Source organism: Acidovorax sp. 106 (assembly GCF_003663825.1).
In the GTDB taxonomy this organism is placed as follows: domain Bacteria; phylum Pseudomonadota; class Gammaproteobacteria; order Burkholderiales; family Burkholderiaceae_C; genus Acidovorax.
Map to the genome: position 1 here is coordinate 3,503,434 of NZ_RCCC01000001.1, position 22,362 is coordinate 3,525,795.

Annotated in this window: 12 protein-coding genes; 8 read left to right on the forward strand and 4 right to left on the reverse strand. The window is 64.0% G+C overall.

From position 1 onward, the window contains the following. Positions 1–31: 31 nt before the first annotated feature. The 3 genes from C8C98_RS15580 to C8C98_RS15590 form a co-directional block, all read right to left on the reverse strand. Positions 32–2,653, reverse strand: coding sequence for a NosR/NirI family protein (locus C8C98_RS15580; RefSeq protein WP_121455021.1), 2,622 nt, complete (start codon positions 2,651–2,653; stop codon positions 32–34). Positions 2,654–2,974: 321 nt separating this feature from the next. After that, the gene (nosZ, locus tag C8C98_RS15585) at positions 2,975–4,900 is read right to left on the reverse strand and encodes a TAT-dependent nitrous-oxide reductase (RefSeq protein WP_121455022.1); all 1,926 of its coding nucleotides are present in this window, start codon (positions 4,898–4,900) and stop codon (positions 2,975–2,977) included. Between the two features lie 21 nt (positions 4,901–4,921). Next, positions 4,922–5,278, reverse strand: a complete 357-nt coding sequence (locus C8C98_RS15590; protein WP_147436378.1) for a hypothetical protein — start codon at positions 5,276–5,278, stop codon at positions 4,922–4,924. Between the two features lie 206 nt (positions 5,279–5,484). Here C8C98_RS15590 and C8C98_RS15595 point away from each other — a divergent pair, with 206 nt between their 5' ends. Both C8C98_RS15595 and C8C98_RS15600 read left to right on the forward strand, forming a co-directional pair. Then, positions 5,485–5,883, forward strand: coding sequence for a cytochrome c5 family protein (locus C8C98_RS15595; RefSeq protein ID WP_121456306.1), 399 nt, complete (start codon positions 5,485–5,487; stop codon positions 5,881–5,883). Between the two features lie 10 nt (positions 5,884–5,893). Beyond that, entirely contained in the window at positions 5,894–6,964 is a 1,071-nt protein-coding gene (locus C8C98_RS15600) for an FAD:protein FMN transferase (RefSeq protein WP_121455024.1), read from the forward strand. A 109-nt stretch (positions 6,965–7,073) separates the two neighbouring features. Here the strand turns inward: C8C98_RS15600 and C8C98_RS15605 are convergent, their stop codons facing one another. Continuing rightward, complete coding sequence (locus C8C98_RS15605) at positions 7,074–7,919, reverse strand: symmetrical bis(5'-nucleosyl)-tetraphosphatase (protein ID WP_121455025.1); 846 nt, start codon at positions 7,917–7,919, stop codon at positions 7,074–7,076. A gap of 427 nt (positions 7,920–8,346) precedes the next feature. Between C8C98_RS15605 and C8C98_RS15610 the strand changes: the two genes are divergently transcribed. The 6 genes from C8C98_RS15610 to C8C98_RS15635 all read left to right on the forward strand — a co-directional run bounded on the left by C8C98_RS15610 (position 8,347) and on the right by C8C98_RS15635 (position 22,344). Further along, a complete protein-coding gene (locus tag C8C98_RS15610; RefSeq protein ID WP_099654920.1) occupies positions 8,347–8,634 on the forward strand; it encodes an H-NS family nucleoid-associated regulatory protein in 288 nt (95 codons plus the stop codon). 846 nt (positions 8,635–9,480) lie between these two features. Further along, a complete protein-coding gene (locus C8C98_RS15615; RefSeq protein ID WP_121456307.1) occupies positions 9,481–12,438 on the forward strand; it encodes an aconitate hydratase in 2,958 nt (985 codons plus the stop codon). 331 nt (positions 12,439–12,769) lie between these two features. Continuing rightward, positions 12,770–16,096, forward strand: coding sequence for an EAL domain-containing protein (locus C8C98_RS15620; protein ID WP_121455026.1), 3,327 nt, complete (start codon positions 12,770–12,772; stop codon positions 16,094–16,096). Next, positions 16,093–18,642: a bifunctional diguanylate cyclase/phosphodiesterase gene (locus C8C98_RS15625; protein WP_121455027.1), complete on the forward strand. Its 2,550-nt coding sequence runs from the start codon at positions 16,093–16,095 to the stop codon at positions 18,640–18,642. Before C8C98_RS15620 ends, C8C98_RS15625 begins: the two co-directional genes overlap by 4 nt. Positions 18,643–18,870: 228 nt before the next feature. Further along, on the forward strand, positions 18,871–20,109 hold the full coding sequence (locus C8C98_RS15630; protein WP_121455028.1) for an FAD-dependent monooxygenase: 1,239 nt from the start codon (positions 18,871–18,873) through the stop codon (positions 20,107–20,109). A gap of 312 nt (positions 20,110–20,421) precedes the next feature. Further along, positions 20,422–22,344 carry a PrkA family serine protein kinase gene (locus C8C98_RS15635; protein WP_121455029.1) on the forward strand — a complete coding sequence of 641 codons (1,923 nt, stop codon included), beginning with the start codon at positions 20,422–20,424 and terminating at the stop codon, positions 22,342–22,344. Positions 22,345–22,362: the final 18 nt, after the last annotated feature.

Below are 22,362 nucleotides of genomic sequence, written 5' to 3' on the forward strand. Positions count from 1 at the left end.
GTGAATGCGGTGGCAGCTAGGGGAGGCTTCATCACGCCAGTCCCACCACGGCCTTGATGGCCAGGAACAGCGCCGCGCCGATCAGCAGGTTCTTGAAGCCCACATAGCTCAGCATGTCCATCACGCCCGCCCGGCGGTACTGGCCCTGCCACCACGGGCCGTCCTTCACATAGCGCTTGCCCGACAGGCGGATCAGCACCTCGTACACGCTCCAGCCAAACCACCAGCCGATGATGGCGCCCGACGACAGCGAGCCCATGGCGGTCATCACCCAGGCCGCGCTGGCGGCGACGGCCAGCGAGAAGCCCGCGATCTGCAGCGCGCGCCGCGACGCCCAGCCTTCGCGGCTCCAGGGCCACAGATGGTCCACCAGCTCCAGCCAGATCCATCGCAGGCCTTTGGCGTCGGCCTTGTGTGCGGGCAGTGCTGGCGTGGTGGGCATGCGTGGGTCAGGCCCCTTCGCGGCCTTGGCCGAGATCTGGTCCTGCACGGTGGCCGGGTGGATCGGGATGAAGTAGCCGTTGGCGCCGATGGGTGTGATCTCCAGGCCGTCCTTTTCGCGGCGCTTGCGCTCCTTGGCCAGGGGCGGGCAGCCCTTGGTATCGGTGTAGAGAATCATGCAGTCCAGGCAGTGCAGGCATTCGCGGTGGTCAATGCGGCCGTCTGCGTCAATCGCCTGTGCACCGCAGCCCACGGCGCAGGCCTTGCAGCTGTTGCAGTCCTGCTTGCGCTTGAGGCCAAACCAGCGGAACGTGCTGGGCATGGCCAGCGAGGCTCCCAGTGGGCAGATGTATTTGCAGTAGGGCCGTTCGATGAAAATCGATGTGCCCAGGATGACCGCCACGAACAGGCTGTAGGGCCAGGCGCGGTTCAGCACACCGACCAGGAAGGTGGTCTTGAACGGTTCCACTTCCGCCAGCTTTTCGGCCAGGCCCATCGAGAACATCGACACCACCAGCAGCCCGAAGAAGACGCCGTATTTCACCCACTTGAGCCGGTCGTGCCACTTCTGCGGCAGCTGCGTCTGGAAGCGCTTGAAGCCCACGGCGCGTGCGATCTTGTAGATGCCCTCCTGCAGCGAGCCAAACGGGCACATCCAGCCGCAAAACAGCCCGCGCCCGAACAGGAACACGGTGACAATGATGAAGATCCAGAACAGGAAGATGAACGGGTCGGACAGGAACAGCGACCAGGTCCACTGGAACAGCAGCGCGTGGAACCAGGTCAGCACCTGCGTGATGGAAGGCTGTGCCATGGCGCCAAAGCCGATCCAGCCAATGCTGAGGGCCCAGAAGCTGTACTTGAAGGCGTTGACCGGCCACTTGTTCTTGTGGGTGGACAGGCGCGTGAGCTTCTCGCGCAGGGCATACACCACGGTGACGGCGATCAGCAGCGCGGCGAACAGCGCAATCTCTACCGCACGCGACTTCCACACGCGCACCCAGGGGGCATCCGGCTCCTCAATGGTGGGGCGCCCGCCTTGCAGCATGGCGGCGGGCAGCCAGTAGGGCGTGTCAAAGCTGGTGAAGCTGCGCGTGCCCGTGGCACGATCCACGCGGTTGCCCAGAAAGCTCAGCTTCCACGGGTAGGCGGCCGAGAACGCGGGTGAGCGGATGATGAAGATGACCGATTCGTTGTAGCTGGGCGCGCCTGCGGCCTCGATGCCATACAAGTTGAGTGCGTCCAGGTCGCGGAAGGTGAACGAATCCGCGCCTTGGCGCACCTGCACGCGGTCGTAGATGCCGCCGCGCACGAAGCCCGAGCCCTTGAACGATTCCTTGCCGCCCGTGCGGACGATGAAGAAGGCGTGTTCGCCCTCCTTGAGCTGCAGGCGCAAGTTGCTCCAGCCGTTCTCGCCCAGCACGCTTTTGCCAATGTCGGGGTGGTTCAGGTCGCCAAACCACAGCTCGATGAACGGGTCGGGGCCCTTGTCCAGGCCCACCTGTTCGGGCTGCACGCGCAGGCGCTGCACAGTGCCTTGTTGCACCAGCTCGGCCCAGGTCAGGCACTTGCCGGTTTCGGCATAACGGGCCGGCTCGCGCACGGTGGGCGCGAGGATGCCCACCTGCCGCGCCACGGCCGAGCCCGAGGCCATCATGACCTGGTTCTGCGCGATCACGGTGACCGTGGCGCCCGAGATGGCGTCCAGGCCCAGCACGTTCTCATCGGGGCGCGACTGGCCCACCTCGATCTTGTCTGCCACCGACTTGCCCAGGTACTGGGCGTTGAACTTGAGCAGTGCGGATTCAGGGATGCCCAGCAGCAGGATGGGCTCGGAATGCTTGAGCACCTTCACGCCCACGAAGCGGCCCTCTTTGTCCATGCCAATCAGCGTGACCACGGGCTTGCCGGAGTAAGCGGGGGTGTCGGTGATGTCGGTGGATAGCATCACATAGCCCAGCAGCTTCTTTTGCGCGCTGTCGTTGTCGTAAGCCTCTACATAGGGCGGCTGGCCCTTGCGTTCAGAGAAATGGCTGGCGCCGGGAAACACGTCCTTGCACGGCACCAGTGCGCACATGTCGCGCGCGCTGGCCAGTTCGGCGGGCAGCTCGGCCTCGTAGGCGCCTGCTGCGGCATGGGCGCGCGGCACCAGCCAAAGGGCTGCCAGCAAGACCAGAAGAAGCGTGGCGAACTGCCGACGGAGGGACATCATGGGACTATCTTTTTGATAGCTGCTAGCGCTTATTTATCAAGCGCTAGCGGCCAATTGAATTCAAATATCAATCTGCTCGGCTTTACGGAGTTGCCATTGCTGAGAGTTGTGCAGGGCTTCGACAAGCTCAGCCTGAACGGGCTGGGGGAGGTCAAAACACTCCAGCTCTACAAGAAGCGCGGCCTGCGCAACTGGCGCGCTCCAGGCGAGGGCCACCGCGCAAGGGCCGCCCCGCTGCGCTGGTGGCGTCCCCCTTCCCGGAGCGCGAAGCGCGCAGAGAGAAGGGGGAAGGCGCGCAGCGCCTCAGGGGGATCGCCCTGGTTAACCCTCCACGATCATCCGAGTGCGCATTTCCAAGTGGAGTGCATGGCAGAAGTGCGTGCAGTAGCACCAGAACACACCGGGCTTGTCGGCCACGAAGCTCACCGACTTGGTCTCCAGCGGGTTCACGATGAAGTTCACGTTGTAGTTCGGGATCGCAAAGCCGTGGGTCAAGTCTTCGATCTTGTCCAGGTTGGTCAGGATCAGCGTGACCTCGTCACCCTTCTTGAGCTTGAACTCGCGCAGGCTGAAGGCCGGGGCTTGCGAGGTCATCTTCACAGTGACCTTCTTGCCGCTGCGGAACACGCCGGACTCCTTGGGGTCCTTGACCGCCAGCGGGAACTCGTCGAGCGTGTAGACCTGCTTGGGGCGCACCAGGTCGCGCTTGAAGATGATGAAGTCATGGGGCTCGCCACGCACGGGGTGGTCGGCCAGCAGCACCATCTTCTCGCCCGAGATGTCGATGAGCTGTTCGTTCTCGGGGTGCAGCGGGCCCACGGGCAGGAAGCGGTCCTTGGAGAACTTGCAACCCACGGCCAGGATCTTGCCGTCGGCGGCCTTGGTTTCGGACTGCGATGCGTTCAAGTGGCCGGGCTGGTATTGCACGTCCAGGCGGTCCACCACGTACTTGGCGGTCTTGTCGCCCGCGTGGAACTTGATGGCGGCTTCCACGTTCCACTTCACGACCTGGCTGTCCAGGAACAGGGTGGTGTAGGCATTGCCACGGCCGTCGAACGCGGTGTGCAGTGGGCCCAGGCCCAGCTCCACTTCGGCCACGATGGCGGAGTCCAGCTTTTCGAGCTTGCCGTCAAAGTAGTCCAGTACCTTGGCCAGCTCGATCACGGTGCCAGTGGGCGAGAGCTTGCCGGCGCAGATGAAGTACTTGCCGTCGGGGCTGGCGTTCACGCCGTGGGGGTTCTTGGGTACGGAGACGTACGCCGTGAGCGCCGTCTTGGGGTCCTTGTTGGCCTCGTGCGTTCCGTCCACCACAGGCACCTTGCTGGTGCCGATGGTCTTGAACTTGCCAGCCTTCACGGCGGCCTCGATGCGGCCCACGTTGAAGAACAGACAGGCATCGCGTTCGGCGGACATCATGTCCTCGTACTTGGCACCCATCTCCACGTTGTACTGGTTGGTGGCGGCCAGCTTGCCGTCGTATGACGTGGCGACCAGGTCGCAGTTGCCGTCGATCAGCACTTGCCAGCGCACTTCCATCGTTTCTGCATCGACGCAGCTGAACATCGAACGGTATTTGCCCGAGTCTTCTGTGCCCGTGTTGGGCAGGGGAATGGCGAACTCACCGCCGCAGAACACGCGCGTGGTGTAGTTGATGGCGGGGTCCACCGGGTCGGCCTTGTCCGGGAAGATGCCGTGAAAGCCCTGCACGTTGGGCAGCTTGGTGATCTTGTCGCACACGAAGTAATCGAGGCGGATGCGCGCGATGCGGCTGTTGATCTTGTCGTTGATCCAGGCGTAGCGGCCGTCGTAGTTGCCATCCTTGTACGAGGCGTGGGTGTGGTGGGTGTCGGCCACCGTGTATTCGAGGTGACCATCGGCCTTGGTGCCCATCACGGCCTTGGATTCATTGGTGATGCCCCAGCCCACCAGGGCGTCAGGCACAAAGCAGGGGATGCGTGTGATCTCGCGGCCGGAGGGCAGGCCCAGCACGCGCATGTCGCCGGTGTGGCCGCCGCTCCACAGGCCGTAATAGGTGTCCAGCTCGCCGGGCTTGAGGTGCACGTTGGCGCCGCCGGCCGCGTGGCTGGCGGCGGGGGCGGCCGATGCCGGTGCAGCAGGGGTGGCGGCACTGGGCTTTTCGGTGCAAGCGGCCACACCAGCGGTCAGGCCCACGAGGGCGGCGGTGTTGATGAAGCTGCGTCGGCCCAGGCCGGCGTTGGCGGGTTGCAGGTCTTTTTTATCGCTCATGGTTTACCTCTTTAGGATGGCTCAGGAAAAAACAGGGGGAGCCCGCGCTGGCGGGCGATGGTGCGAAAGGGGAGGCTCCAGCGGCTGGCGGTGCCAGGTGGCATAGATCAGCGGTGATGGGGCAGGTGGCGCCAGCGTGGCCACCTCGGGTGGCGGCGCATCGGCTGCCAGGCACACGGGGCAGTCCAGGCCCGCAGCGTCTGCCGGGACCATGCCATCGGGTGTCTGCACCACCCACTTGGCTGCGCCAGTGCCGGAGCACACCAGTTCCATCGCCCGGGGGTGCAGGGCCGGGGATACAGCCGCCACCAGCAGTGCGAAGACGAAACAGGCCAATACCCACAGTCGCAGTGATCGGTGTTGGCAGGTGAGTAACATGGCGGCAATAATAGATTCACCTAATATGAATCATATTGATCTGGCTCATCCTTTGGCAGGGCGCCCCCCTGTCCATCAGGGCCCTGCCAAATTACATTGCTTTCACGGTTAGAGCCGATGGCTGGCGAGGTGCTGTGTATGGCCTGTGTTGCCTTTGGCCTTGAATGTTTGACGGTTTGGACTTAACGAAAGACAGGATGTTTGAGATGAAAAAGATTTCCATGGTGTGTGCGGCGGCCTTGGCGTTGACCCTGGTCGGATGTGGTGACAAAAAGCCTGCGGAAGCCCCTGCGGTAGCGGCACCGGCCCCTGCGGTGGCAGCTGCGCCTGCAGCCCCCGCTGCGCCAGAAAACACGGTGGGCAAATCGGTGTACGGCAAAACCTGCGCGATGTGCCACGCCGCCGGTGTGGCCGGTGCCCCCAAGCCTGGGGACAAGGCCGACTGGGGCCCCCGCATTGCGCAGGGCAAAGACGTGTTGTACAAGCACGCCCGCGAAGGCTTTACCGGTGCCAAGGGCATGATGCCGGCCCGTGGCGGCAGCGCCAGCCTGACGGACGACGAAGTCAAGGCCGCTGTGGACTTCATGGCCGATCAATCCATCTGACGGAGGCGGCATGCGGCACGAAGCCCTCTCTTCTGCGGTGTCCGCCCTGGGGCGCCGGCGCTTGGTCATGGCGGTGCCGTTGCTGGGTGGCTTGGCCTGGGCTTGGTCAGGCCGTGCCGCTGCGCTTGTGGCCGCGCCAAGTACCGTGCAAGGCGTTGTCCTGCGGGATCGCCAGACGCTGCTGGGCACGGCGGTGGACATCGTGGTGCAAGGCCCGGATACGGCCCTGCTGCGGCAAGCGGTGGACCAGGCCTTTGCCCGCATGCAGGCGCTGCAGGCCTTGCTCAGCCGCTTTGAACCCCACAGTGCGGTGCGCCGCATTGGCGATGCTGCGGGCGTGCGCGCTGTGCCGGTGCCGCCAGTGGTGATGGCGGTGCTGCAGGAAGCACAGCGCGTGTCTGCCGCGACCGGCGGTGCTTTTGATGCCACCGTGGGTGGCCTCAAGGCTTGGCATTTTGGGGCGGGTGAGCAGCGCATGCCCGATGCCCGCGAAGTGGCTCGCCAGTTGCAGTACGTCAATGCCGGTGCGCTGGTGCTGGATGCGCGCGCTGGCACGGCGTTTTTGCAGCGACCCGGCATGGCGCTGGACTTGGGGGGGATTGCCAAGCTGCCGATTCTGGAAGCAGGCATGCAGGTGCTGCAGGCGCATGGCATAGAGAACGCCATGGTCAACGGTGGTGGTGATGTGCTGGTGCAAGGCCAGTTGCAGGGTCGACCATGGCGCGTGGGGCTGCGCGACCCGCGTGCGCCGTCGCAGTTGCTGGGGGCTGTGGCATTGCCAGGCCCTGCCGTGGTGGCGTCGTCTGGCGACTACGAGCGCTGCTTCATGCATGCAGGGCAGCGCCAGCACCATGTGCTGGACCCCCACACGGGCTGGCCTACGCAAGGCGTGCACGGTGTGAGCCTGGTGGCCCGCTCGGTGGCCGAAGTCAACGGCCTGGGCACGGCCATGATGGTGCGGGGCCCCGAGGCCGGCCGGGCGCTGGCTGAGCAAACCCCGGGCCTGGCAGTGCTGATGGCGCGAAGCGATGGCAGCATTTGGCAGTCTGCGGCAATGCAGCGCAGGCTGGTGTCGGTGTAGTCACGGCCACTTTGGGTGGTGCAGCCATTCGCTGCGGACATGCGACAGGTCGCGGGCAGCATTTCAGCGCTGTGGTCTGAGTGATCTGGCTACAGCGCCTGCGGTTTGCTCAATTGCCCGGCGCCTGGGCTTGTTCGCAATGCACCTGGATCAACTCGCGCTGCGCCAGCGTGCTGCCGAACCTCACAGCGCTGAGGCAGCCGCCCCAGACGCAGCCTGTGTCCAGCCCCAGCAGGTGAGGGCGGTTCAGCCAGCCCAGCGTAGACCAATGCCCAAAGGCCATCACCGTGTTTGCAGTGCGGCGGCCTGTGGCTTCGAACCATGGCACCAAGCCTGCCGGGGCGCTGGCTGCGCTTTCGGTGCTTTCAAAGTCCATCACCCCCTCTGGCGAGCAAAAGCGCAGGCGCGTGAAGGCGTTGACGATCACCCGCAGCCGCTCGGTGCCTTGCAGGGCGTTGCTCCAGCGGTCAGGCAGGTTGCCGTACATCTGGTGCAAAAAGTCAGGCAGGTCGGGGCCCTTCAATACAGCATGCACTTCATCGGCCAAAGCCAGTGCGTCCTGCGCCGTCCATTGCGGCAATACGCCTGCGTGCACCATCAGCAGCGTTTCGCCCGCATGCTCATGCTGGCGTGCCAGGGGTTGGTGGCGCAGCCACTGCAGTAGTGCATCCCGGTCTGGGGCGTCGAGCACGTGGTGGAGCGTGTCGCGCTTGGAGGGCTTGCGCGCGCCGTGGGCGGCCGCCAGCAGGTGCAGATCGTGGTTTCCGAGCAGCGCGCGCAGCGCGTCGCCATGGGCGGCGCAGCGGCGCAGCACAGCGGCCGATTCGGGGCCCCGGTTGACCAGGTCGCCCAACAGGTAAACGGTGTCGCGGCTGGGTGAAAAACCAATGCTGTCCAAAAGCCTGCCCAATGCACTGTCGCAGCCTTGAATGTCGCCGATGCAATAAATAGCCATGTCGTTCCAAAAATGGGTATCGAGCCGATTTTCCGCCAAGTCAGCTTCGTAGGGCGTTCTCCTGCAAATACCGCGCAGCCTGCGCCGCAAAGCCATCTTTGGATCGGGCAGCGGCGGCGCAATGATGAAATGGCGGTGTGGTGAGATACACGGATTTTCTGATGTGGGTGATGTCGGTATTGGCAGACTAGGCCGTGCCCAGATTCTGAATGGGTCCATTCCATGCAAGAGGTGGCGTGGCTATGCCGCAAGAGGGTTGGACGGGGTGGCGGGCACTGGGGCTGAATCGCTGACCCTAAATACAGCCTTTTTGAAGGCGTTATTTGAATTCCTTGCGGAACTCCGTCAATTTTCTGGACTCAAGGGCGATAGGCGCTATTTTTTCTTATAATCGCGAAACTGTCCTACTTACTTTTGATTACGCACCATGACCACTTACAAAGAACTGCTGAAGCAACGTGAAGCCCTGGAGCAACAAATCAGCGAAGCCCGCCGACGCGAACTGAGCGACGCTGTGAACCAGGTCCGTGCTTTGGTGGCTGAATTTGGTTTGACTTCGCAAGACGTATTCCCCACGGGCCGCGCACGCAGCGCCAGCGCAGGTACCAAGGTGGCCCCTAAGTACCGCAACCCCGCCACTGGTGAAACCTGGACGGGCCGTGGCAAGGCGCCCAAGTGGATTCAAAACGAAAACCGTGAGCAATTCATCATTTAATGACCGTCATTCACGGTCAATATAAAAAAAGCCCGCGTTAGCGGGCTTTTTTTATGGCTGATCCATTGGCATGCAGGTTTCCGTGATTTTGTCACCAGCCATTGCAGCAGGGTTTCGGGCCCATCGGTGACAAAAGTGGGCCGTGTTTTACCCCCGCATTGTTCCCAGCAGTTTTTCAGGCAAACACTTTGGTGTCATTTTGACGTTTCGGAAACAATGGGGCTCTCGCGGTGTGCTTCATCACTGCCTGCCCCTTTTCTAATCAAAGTTAAACATGCGGGTAGGGCTGTTGGCGGCATTGCGATGGACCAGTTTGGTCCTGGGCATATTGCGGCCTGAGAACTGCGCAATACAGGTGCGGCGCGCTTTTCCCACTGGGGGATGGGCGTTCAGCGTGAGAAGGGTAGGTGCTTGGCGTGCTTCTTCTGTGCCACAAAGTGGTGCGTGCGCGGTTTAAGTCGTTAACCCGATGTGGGTTATCCGTAGAAGTGTCTTGGTTATGCCCGCCAATGGAGTTTCCGTGTTACGCACGATGGCCCCAGCATTCAGTGTGTGAATCATCGGGCCTTGGCGGTCTGCCTCGCGGCGTCCCCTCGCCATGGTGGCTGCCGCTGGATGTCCCCACGATTGCATCCTTGCCCGAGGCTGCCAGAATGGATGCAGCGCCCCCAGAACCTGGGGATGGCCTTTCGTGCCCTCGAAAAGACCGTCAACGGGTTCCGACGCCCGCGCCTTTGCCGCCCGGTCGTGCCACCAGTGCTCTGATGCTTGCGGCAAATGACAGGGCGGGAAGGGCTCACGCTCTTTGAACCGGTTTCTCCCCCGTTGTCTTCACAGGAGTTCGCCATGGCCTCATTGCCCAAGCCAGCCACAGTCTTGCCGTCTGCCTCCGCGCACCACGCGTTTTCCTACACCCTCCAGCGCTTTAAGACAGCGTCTGGCAAAGAGGGCCAGTTCTATTCCTTGCCCGCGCTGGCCAAGCAGTTCCCGCAGATCCGCCGCCTGCCTGTGTCGATCCGCATCGTGCTCGAATCGGTGCTGCGCAACTGCGATGGCCGCAAGGTCACGGCCGAGCATGTCAAGGAGTTGGCGCACTGGACGCCCAACGCAGACCGCAAGGACGAAATCCCTTTCGTCGTCTCGCGCGTGGTGTTGCAGGACTTCACCGGCGTGCCGCTGCTGGCCGACCTGGCCGCCATGCGCAGCGTGGCCGCGCGCCTGGGCAAGAACCCCAAGAAGATCGAGCCGCTGGTGCCGGTGGACCTGGTGGTGGACCACTCGATCATGGTCGACCACTACGGCAAGAAGAATTCGCTCGACCTGAACATGAAGCTCGAATTCCAGCGCAACCGCGAGCGCTACGAGTTCATGAAATGGGGCATGCAGGCCTTTGACACCTTTGGCGTAGTGCCTCCGGGCTTTGGCATCGTGCACCAGGTCAACCTCGAATACCTGGCGCGCGGTGTGCACAAGCGCAAAGACGGCGTGTACTACCCCGACACCCTGGTGGGCACCGACAGCCACACCACCATGATCAACGGCATCGGCGTGGTGGGCTGGGGCGTGGGCGGCATCGAGGCCGAGGCCGCCATGCTGGGCCAGCCGGTGTACTTCCTCACGCCCGATGTGGTGGGCTTTGAGATGACCGGCCAGCTGCGCGAAGGCGTCACGGCCACCGACCTGGTGCTCACGGTGACCGAACTGCTGCGCAAGCACAAGGTGGTGGGCAAGTTTGTCGAATTTTTTGGCGAAGGCACGCGCACCCTGGCGCTGCCCGACCGCGCCACCATCGGCAACATGGCGCCCGAGTACGGCGCGACCATGGGTTTCTTCCCGGTCGATGAAAAGACGATTGACTATTTCAAAGGTACGGGCCGCACCAAGGCCGAGATCGAAGCGTTCGAGGCCTACTTCAAGGCCCAGGGCCTATTCGGTGTGCCGCTGGCGGGCGAGGTGGACTACTCGCAGGTGGTCAAGCTCGACCTTGGCAGCGTTACCCCCAGCCTGGCGGGGCCCAAGCGCCCGCAAGACCGCATCGAGCTGGGCAAAGTCAGTAGCGAGTTTGCCGATCTGTTCAGCAAGCCCAACGCGCAAAACGGCTTCAACCGCCCGGCCGAGCTGCTGCACACGCGCCACCACATCCACCGCCATGGCGACGCCGTGGCCGAAGAGTCCACGCCCGACGGTAAACCCACCCCGGCGGGCGCCCCGCGCTCGGTGGTGGAGATGGAGGCCAACAAGCCCGCACTGGCCACGGCGCATGACCAGGCATCCCTCGCCACGCTGCCCTCCAAAGGCGCAGACCCTACGGTGGGCAATGGCGATGTGCTGATTACCGCCATCACCAGCTGCACCAACACCAGCAACCCCAGCGTGCTGCTGGCGGCGGGCCTCTTGGCCAAGAAGGCGGTGGAGGCGGGGCTCAAGGTGCAGCCGCACATCAAGACCTCGCTGGCGCCTGGCTCGCGCATCGTCACCGAATACCTCACCGAAACTGGCCTGCTGCCGTATTTGGAAAAGCTGGGCTTTTCGGTGGCGGGTTACGGCTGCACCACCTGCATCGGCAACGCAGGCGACCTCACGCCTGAGTTGAACGAGGTCATCACCCGCAATGATTTGATTTGCGCGGCCGTGCTGTCGGGCAACCGCAATTTCGAGGCGCGCATCCACCCCAACCTCAAGGCCAACTTTTTGGCCAGCCCGCCGCTGGTGGTGGCGTACGCCATTGCGGGCACGGTGCTCAAGGACCTGATGACCGAGCCGGTGGGCCAGGGCAAGGGGGGCAAAGACATTTACCTGGGCGACATCTGGCCGACCAGCGATGAAGTCCACGCCCTGCTGAAGTTCGCGATGAACGGCAAGGCTTTCCGCGAGAACTACGCCAAGGTTGCCACCGACCCCGGCAAGCTGTGGGAAAAGATCAAAGGCGTGAGCGGCAACGCCTACACCTGGCCTGCCAGCACCTACATTGCCGAGCCACCGTTCTTCGCCCAATTTGCTATTGAAAATGGAGCTGCCAGCGCTTATGAGTCAAGCGCTGGAGGCCAAAAAGATGCCAAGCTTCCCTCGGTGCTCGGCGCCCGCGTCATGGCGCTGTTTGGCGACTCCATCACCACCGACCACATCTCGCCCGCAGGCTCCATCAAGGAAAGCTCGCCTGCTGGCCAGTGGCTGCTGCAGCACGGTGTGCAAAAGGCAGACTTCAACAGCTACGGCGCGCGCCGGGGCAACCACGACGTGATGGTGCGCGGCACCTTTGCCAACGTGCGCATCAAGAACCTGATGATTCCGCCCACGGCCGATGGCTCGCGCGAAGAGGGCGGCGTGACTGTCTTCCAGAACCAGGGCCCGCTGCATGGCGAGAAGATGTTCATCTTCGACGCCGCCATGCAGTACATGGCGCAAAAGACGCCCACGGTGGTTTTTGCGGGCGAGGAATATGGCACCGGCTCCAGCCGCGACTGGGCAGCCAAGGGCACGCAGCTGCTCGGCATCAAGGCCGTGGTAGCGCGCAGCTTCGAGCGCATTCACCGCTCCAACCTCGTTGGCATGGGCGTGCTGCCGCTGCAGTTCAAGGCCGGGCAGTCGTGGGAGACGCTGGGCCTGACGGGCAGCGAAGTCATCGATGTGGTGCCAGACCCCGCGCTCACGCCGCAAAGCGACGCCAAGCTGGTGATCCACCGTGGCGATGGAACCCACCAGGACGTGACGGTGACCTTGCGCATCGATACGCCCATTGAGGTGGATTACTACCAGGCAGGCGGCATCCTGCCTTTTGTGTTGCGGCAACTGCTGCAGTCTTGACTTAGGTCTGCCTGGGGGCGGGCAGGGGGTGTGCCAACGGCCTGGCGTTGGCGGCGTACCCGCGCCGCAACGGCGGGGAAGAGTGGATGGACAGGCGTTAACGCCTAGATACACTCAAAGCTGTGCAGAGCCTCTTTTGCGCAGGCTGCTGCGGTAGCGCCCCGCCCTGTGTGGTGGAGGATGTTCACCGATGCGGTCGGGAATCTGCGCCGCTGCTGCGTCTGCGGTTGGGGCTTTCAAGGTGGTGTGGTGTGCGGGCCTGCACGGGCGCCTTGCGGTGCCGGCTCCAAATGCTTGTTGTGGCTCACGTTTTCGAATCGGCCCCTGCCCTATGCGTTTTCTTTCTCGCCGCGCTCTTGCAGGCGCCTTCGCCTCTGATGCACCCGCCGTGACGGTGGTGCTGGTGGTGGCCGCCTTGGTGCTGTTGCTGCCACTCCTGTCCATGCTGCTGGGGGGCGAGGGGCATGCCCTGCACGGGGTCGAGCCTTTGATGGAGCTGGCCTCGGTGCTGCTGGGGTTGCTGGTGGTATCGGTCTCCTTGAACGTGCTGGACCCGCGCGAGCAGGGCCGCTCCAACGTGCTGGTGGTGGGGTTTGGGCTGGCGGCGGTGTGCAACTTTCTGCACGGTGCCGTGGCCCACTCGCCCGAGGGGCATTTGGCGGGGGGCTCGGCCGATGTGTCGCTGTGGATGAGCACCTGGGCACGCCTGGCAGAGTGGGCCGCGCTCAGCTTGGTGGCAGCACGCTACTCCTTGCCGGGGCAGCCCCGTGCCTGGGCTGCGGCGGCGTGCCTGTGGGCGTTTGGCATGCTGTGGCTGGCTTCGGTAGGTGTGCCTGCCTGGTTTGCGCACACAGGGCTGCGCAAGCCCCTGGGGCTGGTCCTGGTGGTTGCGCTGGGCGCCACGGCCGTGTGGCTTTACTGGGGCACAGCGGGGCAGGGGCGTGAGCGATTCATGGCCTGGGCTGCGGGCGCTTTCATGTGTGGTGAGCTGGTGGTGGGATTGGGGGGCGGCATGCACGGCCAGCATTCCAGTTGGGGCAACCCGCTGGCCCACGGCTTTCGGGTGCTGGCGTATGCGCTGCTGTTCCAGGGCGTTTTCATTGCTGGCATCCGTCGCCCCTACGTGCAGGTCCGCGAGGCGCAAGAGCGCTTGCGCGACAGTGAATTGAGACTGCAGCTGTTGGGGCGCAATTTGCCCAATAGCGTGCTCTACCAGATAGTCCGTGATGCCGACGGCACCACCCGTTTTGTGCACATGGGGGATGCGATTGAGCGGCTCAATGGCGTGACGGCTGCACAGGTGCTCAGCGACATCGAGGTGCTGCACCGCCAGATCGTTCCGGAAGACTTGCAGGCGCTGGTGGCCGCGCGCCGCGAGTCGTTCCACGCCATGGCATCGATGGAGGTGGTGGTGCGCATGCGCCGCCCGGACGGTGAGTTGCGCTGGATGCGCTTGAGCGCTTCACCCCGTGCGCTGGATGGCGGTCGGGTGATATGGGACGGGGTGCAGAGTGATATCACCGTCGAACGTCAGGCCGAAGTGGCCGCCCATGCGCACGAGGCGCAGATGGCCGAGGTGCTGCGGCGGGTGCCCGGCGGCGTGGCGCGCATCGACCGCGACCTGCGTGTGCTCTACATGAACGCGCAGCAGGCCGACTGGCTGCAGCAGCCAGTGCAGGCCCTGCAGGGGCAGCGTCTGCCCGAGGTGATTGCTCCCTGGCTCATGGCGCGTTTGCGTGAGCCCATTGAGCAGGCGTTCACCGGGCAAACCGTGGTGTTTGAGCACCGGTCGGACACCGAGAGGGGCGCCCAGTACTGGCGCACCACCATCGTGCCGGAGTCAGCGGCCGGTCAGTCGCCCCCTGCAGTGGTGCTGTTTGCCTATGAATTGACGGACGTCAAGCGCATTGAGCTTGAGCTGGCCGAGCAAAAGACCCACCTGGCCCGCGTGGTCAACGCCATGCCCGACATGGTGTTCCTCAAGGATGTGAACGGTGTGTACCTGGCTGGCAATCCCGTGTTTGAGCGGTTTGCGGGCCGCCCGGAGCGTGACATCGTGGGCCTCACCGACCTGGACTTTGTGCCCGAAGCCGATGCCCAGAGATTCCGTGCCATGGACCGCCGGGCCATTGCGGCCTGGCAGCCGTTGGTGTACGAAGAGACGTTGACCTTTGCCGAAGACGGCTACCAGGGCCAGTTTGAAACCATCAAAACCCCCATCCGCGATTCGCAAGGCCGCGTGACGGGCGTGCTGGGCGTTTGCCGCGACATCACAGACCGCAAGCGAGCAGAGCAAGAGATCGAGCGGCTGGCGTTCTACGACGCATTGACCGGGCTGCCCAACCGCAGGTTGCTGCTGGACCGCCTGCAACGCTCCATCGCCGCAGGCCAACGCACCAAAGCCCAAGGGGCGCTGCTGTTCATCGACCTCGATAACTTCAAAGACTTGAACGACACCCTGGGCCACGACATGGGCGACCAGCTTTTGTCCCAAGTGGCCGCCCGATTGGTGGGCAGCGTGCGCGAAGCCGACACCGTCGCGCGCTTTGGGGGGGACGAATTCGTCGTCATGCTGGAAAACCTCAGCGCCGACCTGCACGAAGCCGCCAGCCAAGCAGAAATCGTCGCCGACAAACTGCTGGCCAGCCTGAACGAACCCTTCGCGCTGGACGGAGGGCAACACTACAGCACCCCCAGCATCGGCATCACCCTGTACGGGGAACAACGCCTGAGCGTAGACGAACTGCTCAAACGCGCAGACCTGGCCATGTACCAGGCCAAAGCTGCAGGACGCAACACCCAACGCTTCTTTGACCCCGACATGCAAGCGGCAGTCAACGCCCGCTCCAACCTGGAAGCCGACCTGCGCCAAGGCCTGGCGCGGGGCGAACTCATGGTGCACTACCAGCCCGTGGTGGACCAAGACGGCAAACTCGTGGGGGCAGAAGCACTGGCCCGCTGGCGCCACCCCCAGCGCGGCATGATCAGCCCGGCAGACTTCATCCCCCTGGCAGAGCAAACCGGCCTCATCCTGCCGCTGGGGCAAACCGTACTGCACACCGCGTGCAGCCAACTGGCCGCCTGGGCGCAAAACCCGGCCACAGCGCACCTGACCCTGTCCGTGAACGTCAGCGCCCGGCAATTCAGACAAGCAGGCTTCGTGGCCCAAGTGCTGGGCACCTTGAAAGACTGCCAAGCCGACCCAAGCCGACTCAAACTCGAACTCACGGAAAGCCTGCTGCTGGGAGACATAGAAGACACGATAGAGCGCATGGAGCAACTCAAGAAAGAAGGGGTGGGCTTTGCGCTGGATGACTTTGGCACGGGGTACTCGAGTTTGAGCTACCTCAAGCGGCTACCGCTGGACCAGGTGAAGATAGACCAGAGCTTTGTGCGGGACGTGCTGAGCGACCCGAACGACGCGGCGATTGTGAGGACGATCTTGGCGCTGGCCAAGAGCTTGGACTTGGAGGTGGTGGCCGAGGGGGTGGAGACGGCGGGGCAGCTGGGGTTTTTGAGGCTGCACGGGTGCGAGGGGTTCCAGGGGTATCTGTTTGGCAGACCGGTCCCTGTAGACGTGTTTGAGCGCGACCATGACCTGAGCCACCCGGAGGGCGCACAGCCTACACAACCCCCACCCCCCAGGACGCGTGCATGACCGCAGCGGTGCTCTGGATTGACGAGGATGTGGCACACGCGCAGGCGGCCCAGGCGCTGCTGGCCACCACGCTGCCCGATTGCCGGGTCGTGCATGGCACCTGCGCGGCCGAAGCGGCTGGCGCGCTGGCCTCGCAGGCTTGGCGGGCGGTGGTGCTGTGCCTGCCGCCCACGGCCACCGATGTGGCCGGGCCGCTGGCGCTGTGCGCAGGGCACCCTGTGCTGCTGTGCGTGACCCCGGCGCAAGAGGCGCTGGCCGCACGGGGCTTTCGCTGTGGGCTGGGCGACTATGTGCTGCGCGCGCAGGTTCCCATGGACGCAAGCCCTGCGTGCGCATCCCATGAGGCGGCCCATCTACATCTGCCCGAGCTGCTGCAGCGCCTGGCAGCGCTGTTGCAGCAGCCCGCCTTGCCGCAGGGGCCAGAGCAGCCCCAGGCCCTGGGGCAATTGCAGCGGCAGCGGCTGGCGCTGCAGGTCACCCTGGGGCGCATGAGCCAAGGCATCTTAAAGACCGGGCCCGATGGTCGCGTGCACATCTATAACCAGCGCGTTTTGGAGTTGCTGGACCTGCCCGAATCGCTCATGACCACCCAGCCCACGCTGGCGCAGGTGACGCAGGTGCAGGCGCAGCGTGGTGATTTTGGCGAAGGCTATTCGCTGGTGGATGTGCGCGGGCAAGCGTACGTAGCCCAAGGGGCCGTAGCGGCATCGCCCGCCCTGTACTGGCGCGCCACCCGCGACGGCCGCACGCTGGAAGTGCGCACGACGGCGGTCGAAGATGGCGGGCTGGTCCGCACCTTTGCCGATGTGAGCGACTATGTGCGCGTGGAGGCCGAGCTGCGCGAGAGCGAGGCGCGCTTTCGCTCGCTCAGCGATCTGTCTTCGGACTGGTATTGGGAGACCGATGCCCGAGGGTGCTTCGTGCAACTGGCGGGCGACTTGCGCATCAACGGCATCACCCAGGCAGACGTGCTGGGCCGCACCCGCTGGGAGCTGGGCGCGCTGAACATGAACGAGGCCGACTGGGCCACCCACCGTGCCGTGCTGGCATCCAAACAGCCCTTTCGCGACCTGGAACTGCAGCGAAGGCGCCCTGACGGCACCTTGCACTGGATCAGCGTGAGCGGTGTGCCCTTGCTTGACGGGCAGGGCGCTCTGCGGGGCTATCGCGGCGTGGGCCGCGACATCACGGAGCGCAAGGGCGTGGAAAGCCAGATTGAGCGTCTGGCGTTTTACGACGCCCTGACTGGCCTGCCCAACCGCAGGTTGCTGGTAGACCGGCTGCAACGCACGCTCAAGACTGTGGCGCGGCGGCCTGTGTATGGCGCCTTGTTGTTCATTGACCTGGACAATTTCAAAGACCTCAACGACACCCAGGGCCATGACCAGGGCGACGAGCTGCTGGTGCAGGTGGCGCAGCGTTTGCAAGGCTGCGTGCGTGCCACCGACACCGTGGCGCGTTTTGGGGGCGACGAGTTTGTAGTGCTGCTGGAAGACTTGAGCACGGATGCTGCACAGGCCAGTGCCGAAGCCGCCCTGGTTGCTAGCTACATCATCACCACGTTGGGCAAGCCCTACGCGATGGGCCCTGAGGGCGACATCGGCTACCACAGCACCCCTAGCATTGGCATTGCGCTGTTTGGCCCGCACCAGCCCTGCTCGGTGGACGAACTGCTCAAGCACGCCGATCTGGCCATGTACCAAGCCAAGGCGGCTGGCCGCAATACACAGAGATTTTTTGACCCAGAGATGCAGGCCGCCGCCCGCGCTCGCTCGGTGCTGGAGACTGAGTTGCGTCGGGGCTTGCAGCTGCAGGAGATGCGGCTGTACTTTCAGCCGGTGGTGGACTGCAGCGGCCAACTGCAGGGGGCCGAGGCCCTGGTGCGCTGGTACCACCCGCAGCGCGGCGTAGTCGCCCCCGCCGAGTTCATTGGCATGGCAGAGCAGACCGGGCTGATCCTTCCGCTGGGCCAGTGGGTGTTGGAGGCAGCCTGCCAGCAACTGGTGGCCTGGTCGCGCACACGGCTCACCCGGGCGCTGTTCCTGTCGGTCAACGTGAGCGTGCGGCAGTTTCGGCAGGCCGATTTTGTGGAGCAGCTGCTGCAGGTGCTGCAGCAGACCGGCGCCAACCCCGAGCGCTTGAAGCTGGAGCTGACCGAGAGCCTGCTGCTGACCGACGTGGAGGATGTGATTGCCCGCATGCAGCAGTTGCGCGAGCGGGGCGTGGGTTTCTCGCTGGACGACTTTGGCACGGGCTACTCGTCTCTGAGCTACCTCAAGCGCCTGCCGCTGGATCAGCTCAAGATCGACCAGGGCTTTGTGCGCGACGTTCTCACCGACCCCAACGACGCCGCCATCGTGCGCACGATCTTGGCGCTGGCCAACAGCCTGGATTTGGGCGTGGTGGCCGAAGGGGTGGAGACGCCAGGCCAGCTTGAATTCCTCAAGCAGCATGGCTGCCCAGCGTTTCAAGGCTATCTGTTTGGCCGCCCCATGCCTGTGGCGGTGTTGGAGGCCGCGCTCGGGCCCGCAGGCGCCGAAGCGTAAAACTTGATCTGGGGCAGGGCCTGTGGAGGCCCTGGGAGCCTGTCGGACTTGGAGCGTCGAAAGCGAAAATTGGCCCCGGCGAGGACAGTTTTTGCCGGATTTGCGGCCCCATAGCCGGGCTATGGGGCAAAAAGACGGTGAAAAATGGACCGCTGAGGTCAATTTGCAGCCGACGATTTCCAAGTCCGACAGGCTCCTAGGCGCCCCCGCAGGCCCGACAATGCTCGGATGAAAAAGCAGGTATTGATTGCCGGAGGCGGCATTGGCGGCATGGCAGCGGCGCTGGCGGCGTCCCGCGCCGGGTGGGATGTGCGCATGTACGAGCGCGTGGCCGCGTTCTCTGAGGTCGGTGCAGGCGTGCAACTGGGGCCCAACGTGGTGCGCTGCCTGCAGGCCTGGGGCCTGCAAAAGGCCTTGCAGCAAGTGGCGGCCTTCCCCGATAAGTTGCAGGTGCGCAGCGCCCTCAGCGGGCAGGTGCTGGGCACCCTGGCGCTGGGCCGCACAGCGGTGCAACGCTACGGGGCGGCCTACGCCACCATCCACCGCGCCGACTTGCATGCCCTGCTGCACGAGGGCGTGCAGCGCTACACCGATGCGCAACTGCACCAGGGCCTGGCCATCGAATCCTTTGCAGATGCCAGCACCACCGCCCAAAGCGTGCCAGGGGCCGAGACCGTGGTGACGGTGTGCACCAGCCAGGGCAAGGAGATTGAGGGCGACGCCCTCATTGGCGCCGACGGCCTGTGGAGCCGCACCCGCACCCAACTGCTGGGCTACCAAAGCCCCCGAGTGACGGGGCACCTGGCCTACCGCGCCCTGTTGCCGCAAAGCGCACTGCCACCCTCGTTGCGCACGCGCCAGGTCACCGCCTGGCTGGGCCCGCGCTTGCACATGGTGCAGTACCCCGTGCGCCGGGGCGAGCTGCAAAACCTGGTGCTCATCGTGCAAGGCCCCGCCCCCGCCAACCTGGAAACCTGGGACCACGACGCCAACGCCCGCGACCTGGAATATGCCCTGCACGGCACCAGCACCGCGCTACAACATGCCGTGCACAGCGTAGAGGCCGCAGGCAGCGGCTGGCGCCTGTGGCCCCTGTGCGACCGCCCCCCCGTGCGCAGCCCCGACGACATGGCCCAAGGCCTGGTGGCGCTGCTGGGCGACGCTGCTCACCCCATGCGTCCCTACTTGGCGCAGGGCGCGGGCATGGCGATTGAAGACGCTGCCCAGCTTGAACGCGCCTTGTCTATGCACGACCTGGACGTGCCACTGCGCCTGCGCCGCTACGCCGTCAACCGCTGGCAGCGCAATGCACGGGTGCAAGCCCGCTCCACGCGCAACGGGCGCATCTTCCACGCGATCGGGCCGGTGCGCTGGGCGCGCGACCTGTCGCTCAAGCTGCTGGGCGAGCGGGTGCTGGATGTGCCCTGGCTGTACCGGGGCGACGGTTCCAGCGCCAGTTCATTGTGACGGGGGGCGGGGGCGTCCTGCGGACAAGCCGTGGGCGCATGGTCCATGCAGTGGTCATCGACATGACCTGTGGGTTGTCAGTGCATACCCTATCCGGGGCAACCCGCAAGCGGATTTTGCGGGGTGAACTTCGCGCAGTGTGCCACGCTCTATCGCTGTGTGTGCAACGCCCCGAAAAGGCCAGCCATGCGTCCACGAATTTGCTGTTCAAGCGCAGCTCGTGGTGCTACAAAGGGTCAAGCCGGTAGCGATTGCGAATGCAACACCGTGGCACCACCTGAGCCCGCCAGGGGTGCCGCCACAGGAGGTCGTATGGATGCCATCAGCAACTTCGCCGCGCGCTATGCCCGTAGCCGCGAAGAGGAAATGTCGATCGACGAGTACCTCGCCGAATGCAAACGTGATCCCATGGCCTACGCCACCTCGGCCCAGCGCATGCTGGCAGCCATTGGCGAGCCCGAGATGGTGGACACGCGCAACGACCCGCGCCTGTCGCGGCTGTTTGCCAACAAGGTCATCAAGCGCTACCCCGCATTCACCGAGTTCTACGGCATGGAGGAGTCCATCGAGCAGGTGGTGAGCTTCTTTCGACATGCCGCGCAGGGACTGGAGGAGCGCAAGCAGATCCTCTACCTGCTGGGCCCTGTGGGTGGCGGCAAGAGCTCGATTGCCGAGCGTCTCAAGGCCCTGATGCAGAAGGTGCCGTTCTATGCGCTCAAGGGCTCGCCGGTCAATGAATCGCCATTGGGCCTGTTCGATGCCGCAGAAGACGGCCCCGTTCTGGAGGATCAGTTCGGCATTCCGCGTCGGTACCTACAGCGCGTGTTGTCACCGTGGGCGGTGAAGCGGCTGGAAGAGTACGGCGGCGACATCCGCCAGTTCCGTGTGGTCAAGCGCTACCCCAGCGTGCTCAAGCAGGTGGGCATTGCCAAGACCGAGCCGGGCGACGAGAACAACCAGGACATCTCCAGCCTGGTGGGCAAGGTGGACATCCGCAAGCTCGAAACCTTTGCGCAGGACGACACCGACGCCTACAGCTACAGCGGCGGCCTGTGCCTGGCCAACCAGGGCTTGCTTGAATTTGTGGAAATGTTCAAGGCGCCCATCAAGGTGCTGCACCCGCTGCTGACTGCCACGCAGGAGGGCAACTACAAGGGCACGGAGGGCTTCGGTGCCATTCCGTTTGACGGCGTGGTGCTGGCCCACAGCAACGAGAGCGAGTGGAAGGCGTTTCGCAACAACAAGAACAACGAGGCGTTTCTTGATCGCATCTACATCGTCAAGGTGCCGTACTGCTTGCGCGTGAGCGAGGAGATCCGCATCTACGAAAAGCTCATCCGCGAATCATCGCTGGGCAACGCCGTGTGCGCGCCCGGTACGCTCAAGATGATGGCGCAATTCGGCATCCTTACGCGGCTGAAGGAGCCTGAGAACTCCAGCATCTTCAGCAAGATGCAGGTGTACGACGGCGAGAGCCTGAAGGACACCGACCCGCGCGCCAAGAGCTACCAGGAGTACCGTGACTACGCGGGCGTGGACGAGGGTATGACAGGCATCTCCACCCGCTTTGCGTTCAAGATTTTGTCGAAGGTGTTCAACTTTGACAGCGCTGAGGTGGCGGCCAACCCGGTGCACCTGATGTACGTGCTGGAGCAGCAGATCGAGCGCGAGCAGTTCCCTGCCGAGTTGGAGACCAAATACACCGGTTACATCAAGGAGTTCCTGTCGCCACGCTATGCCGAATTCATCGGTAAAGAGATCCAGACTGCGTATCTCGAAAGCTACAGCGAATATGGGCAGAACATCTTTGACCGTTACGTGACCTATGCGGACTACTGGATCCAGGACAACGAGTACCGCGACACCGACACCGGCGAGGTGTTTGACCGGGGCGCACTCAACGCCGAGCTGGAGAAGATCGAGAAGCCTGCTGGCATCGCCAACCCCAAGGACTTCCGCAACGAGATCGTCAACTTTGTGCTGCGGGCGCGCGCCAACAACCAGGGCAAGAACCCGAGCTGGACGAGCTACGAAAAGCTGCGCTTGGTGATCGAGAAGAAGATGTTCTCGAACACCGAAGAGCTGCTCCCGGTGATCAGCTTCAACGCCAAGGCCAGCGCCGAAGAGGCCCGCAAGCACGAGGACTTTGTCACTCGCATGGTGAACAAGGGCTACACGCCCAAGCAGGTGCGGCTGTTGTGCGAGTGGTACCTGCGCGTGCGCAAGAGTAGCTAGATATGGTGCAACCCCCTG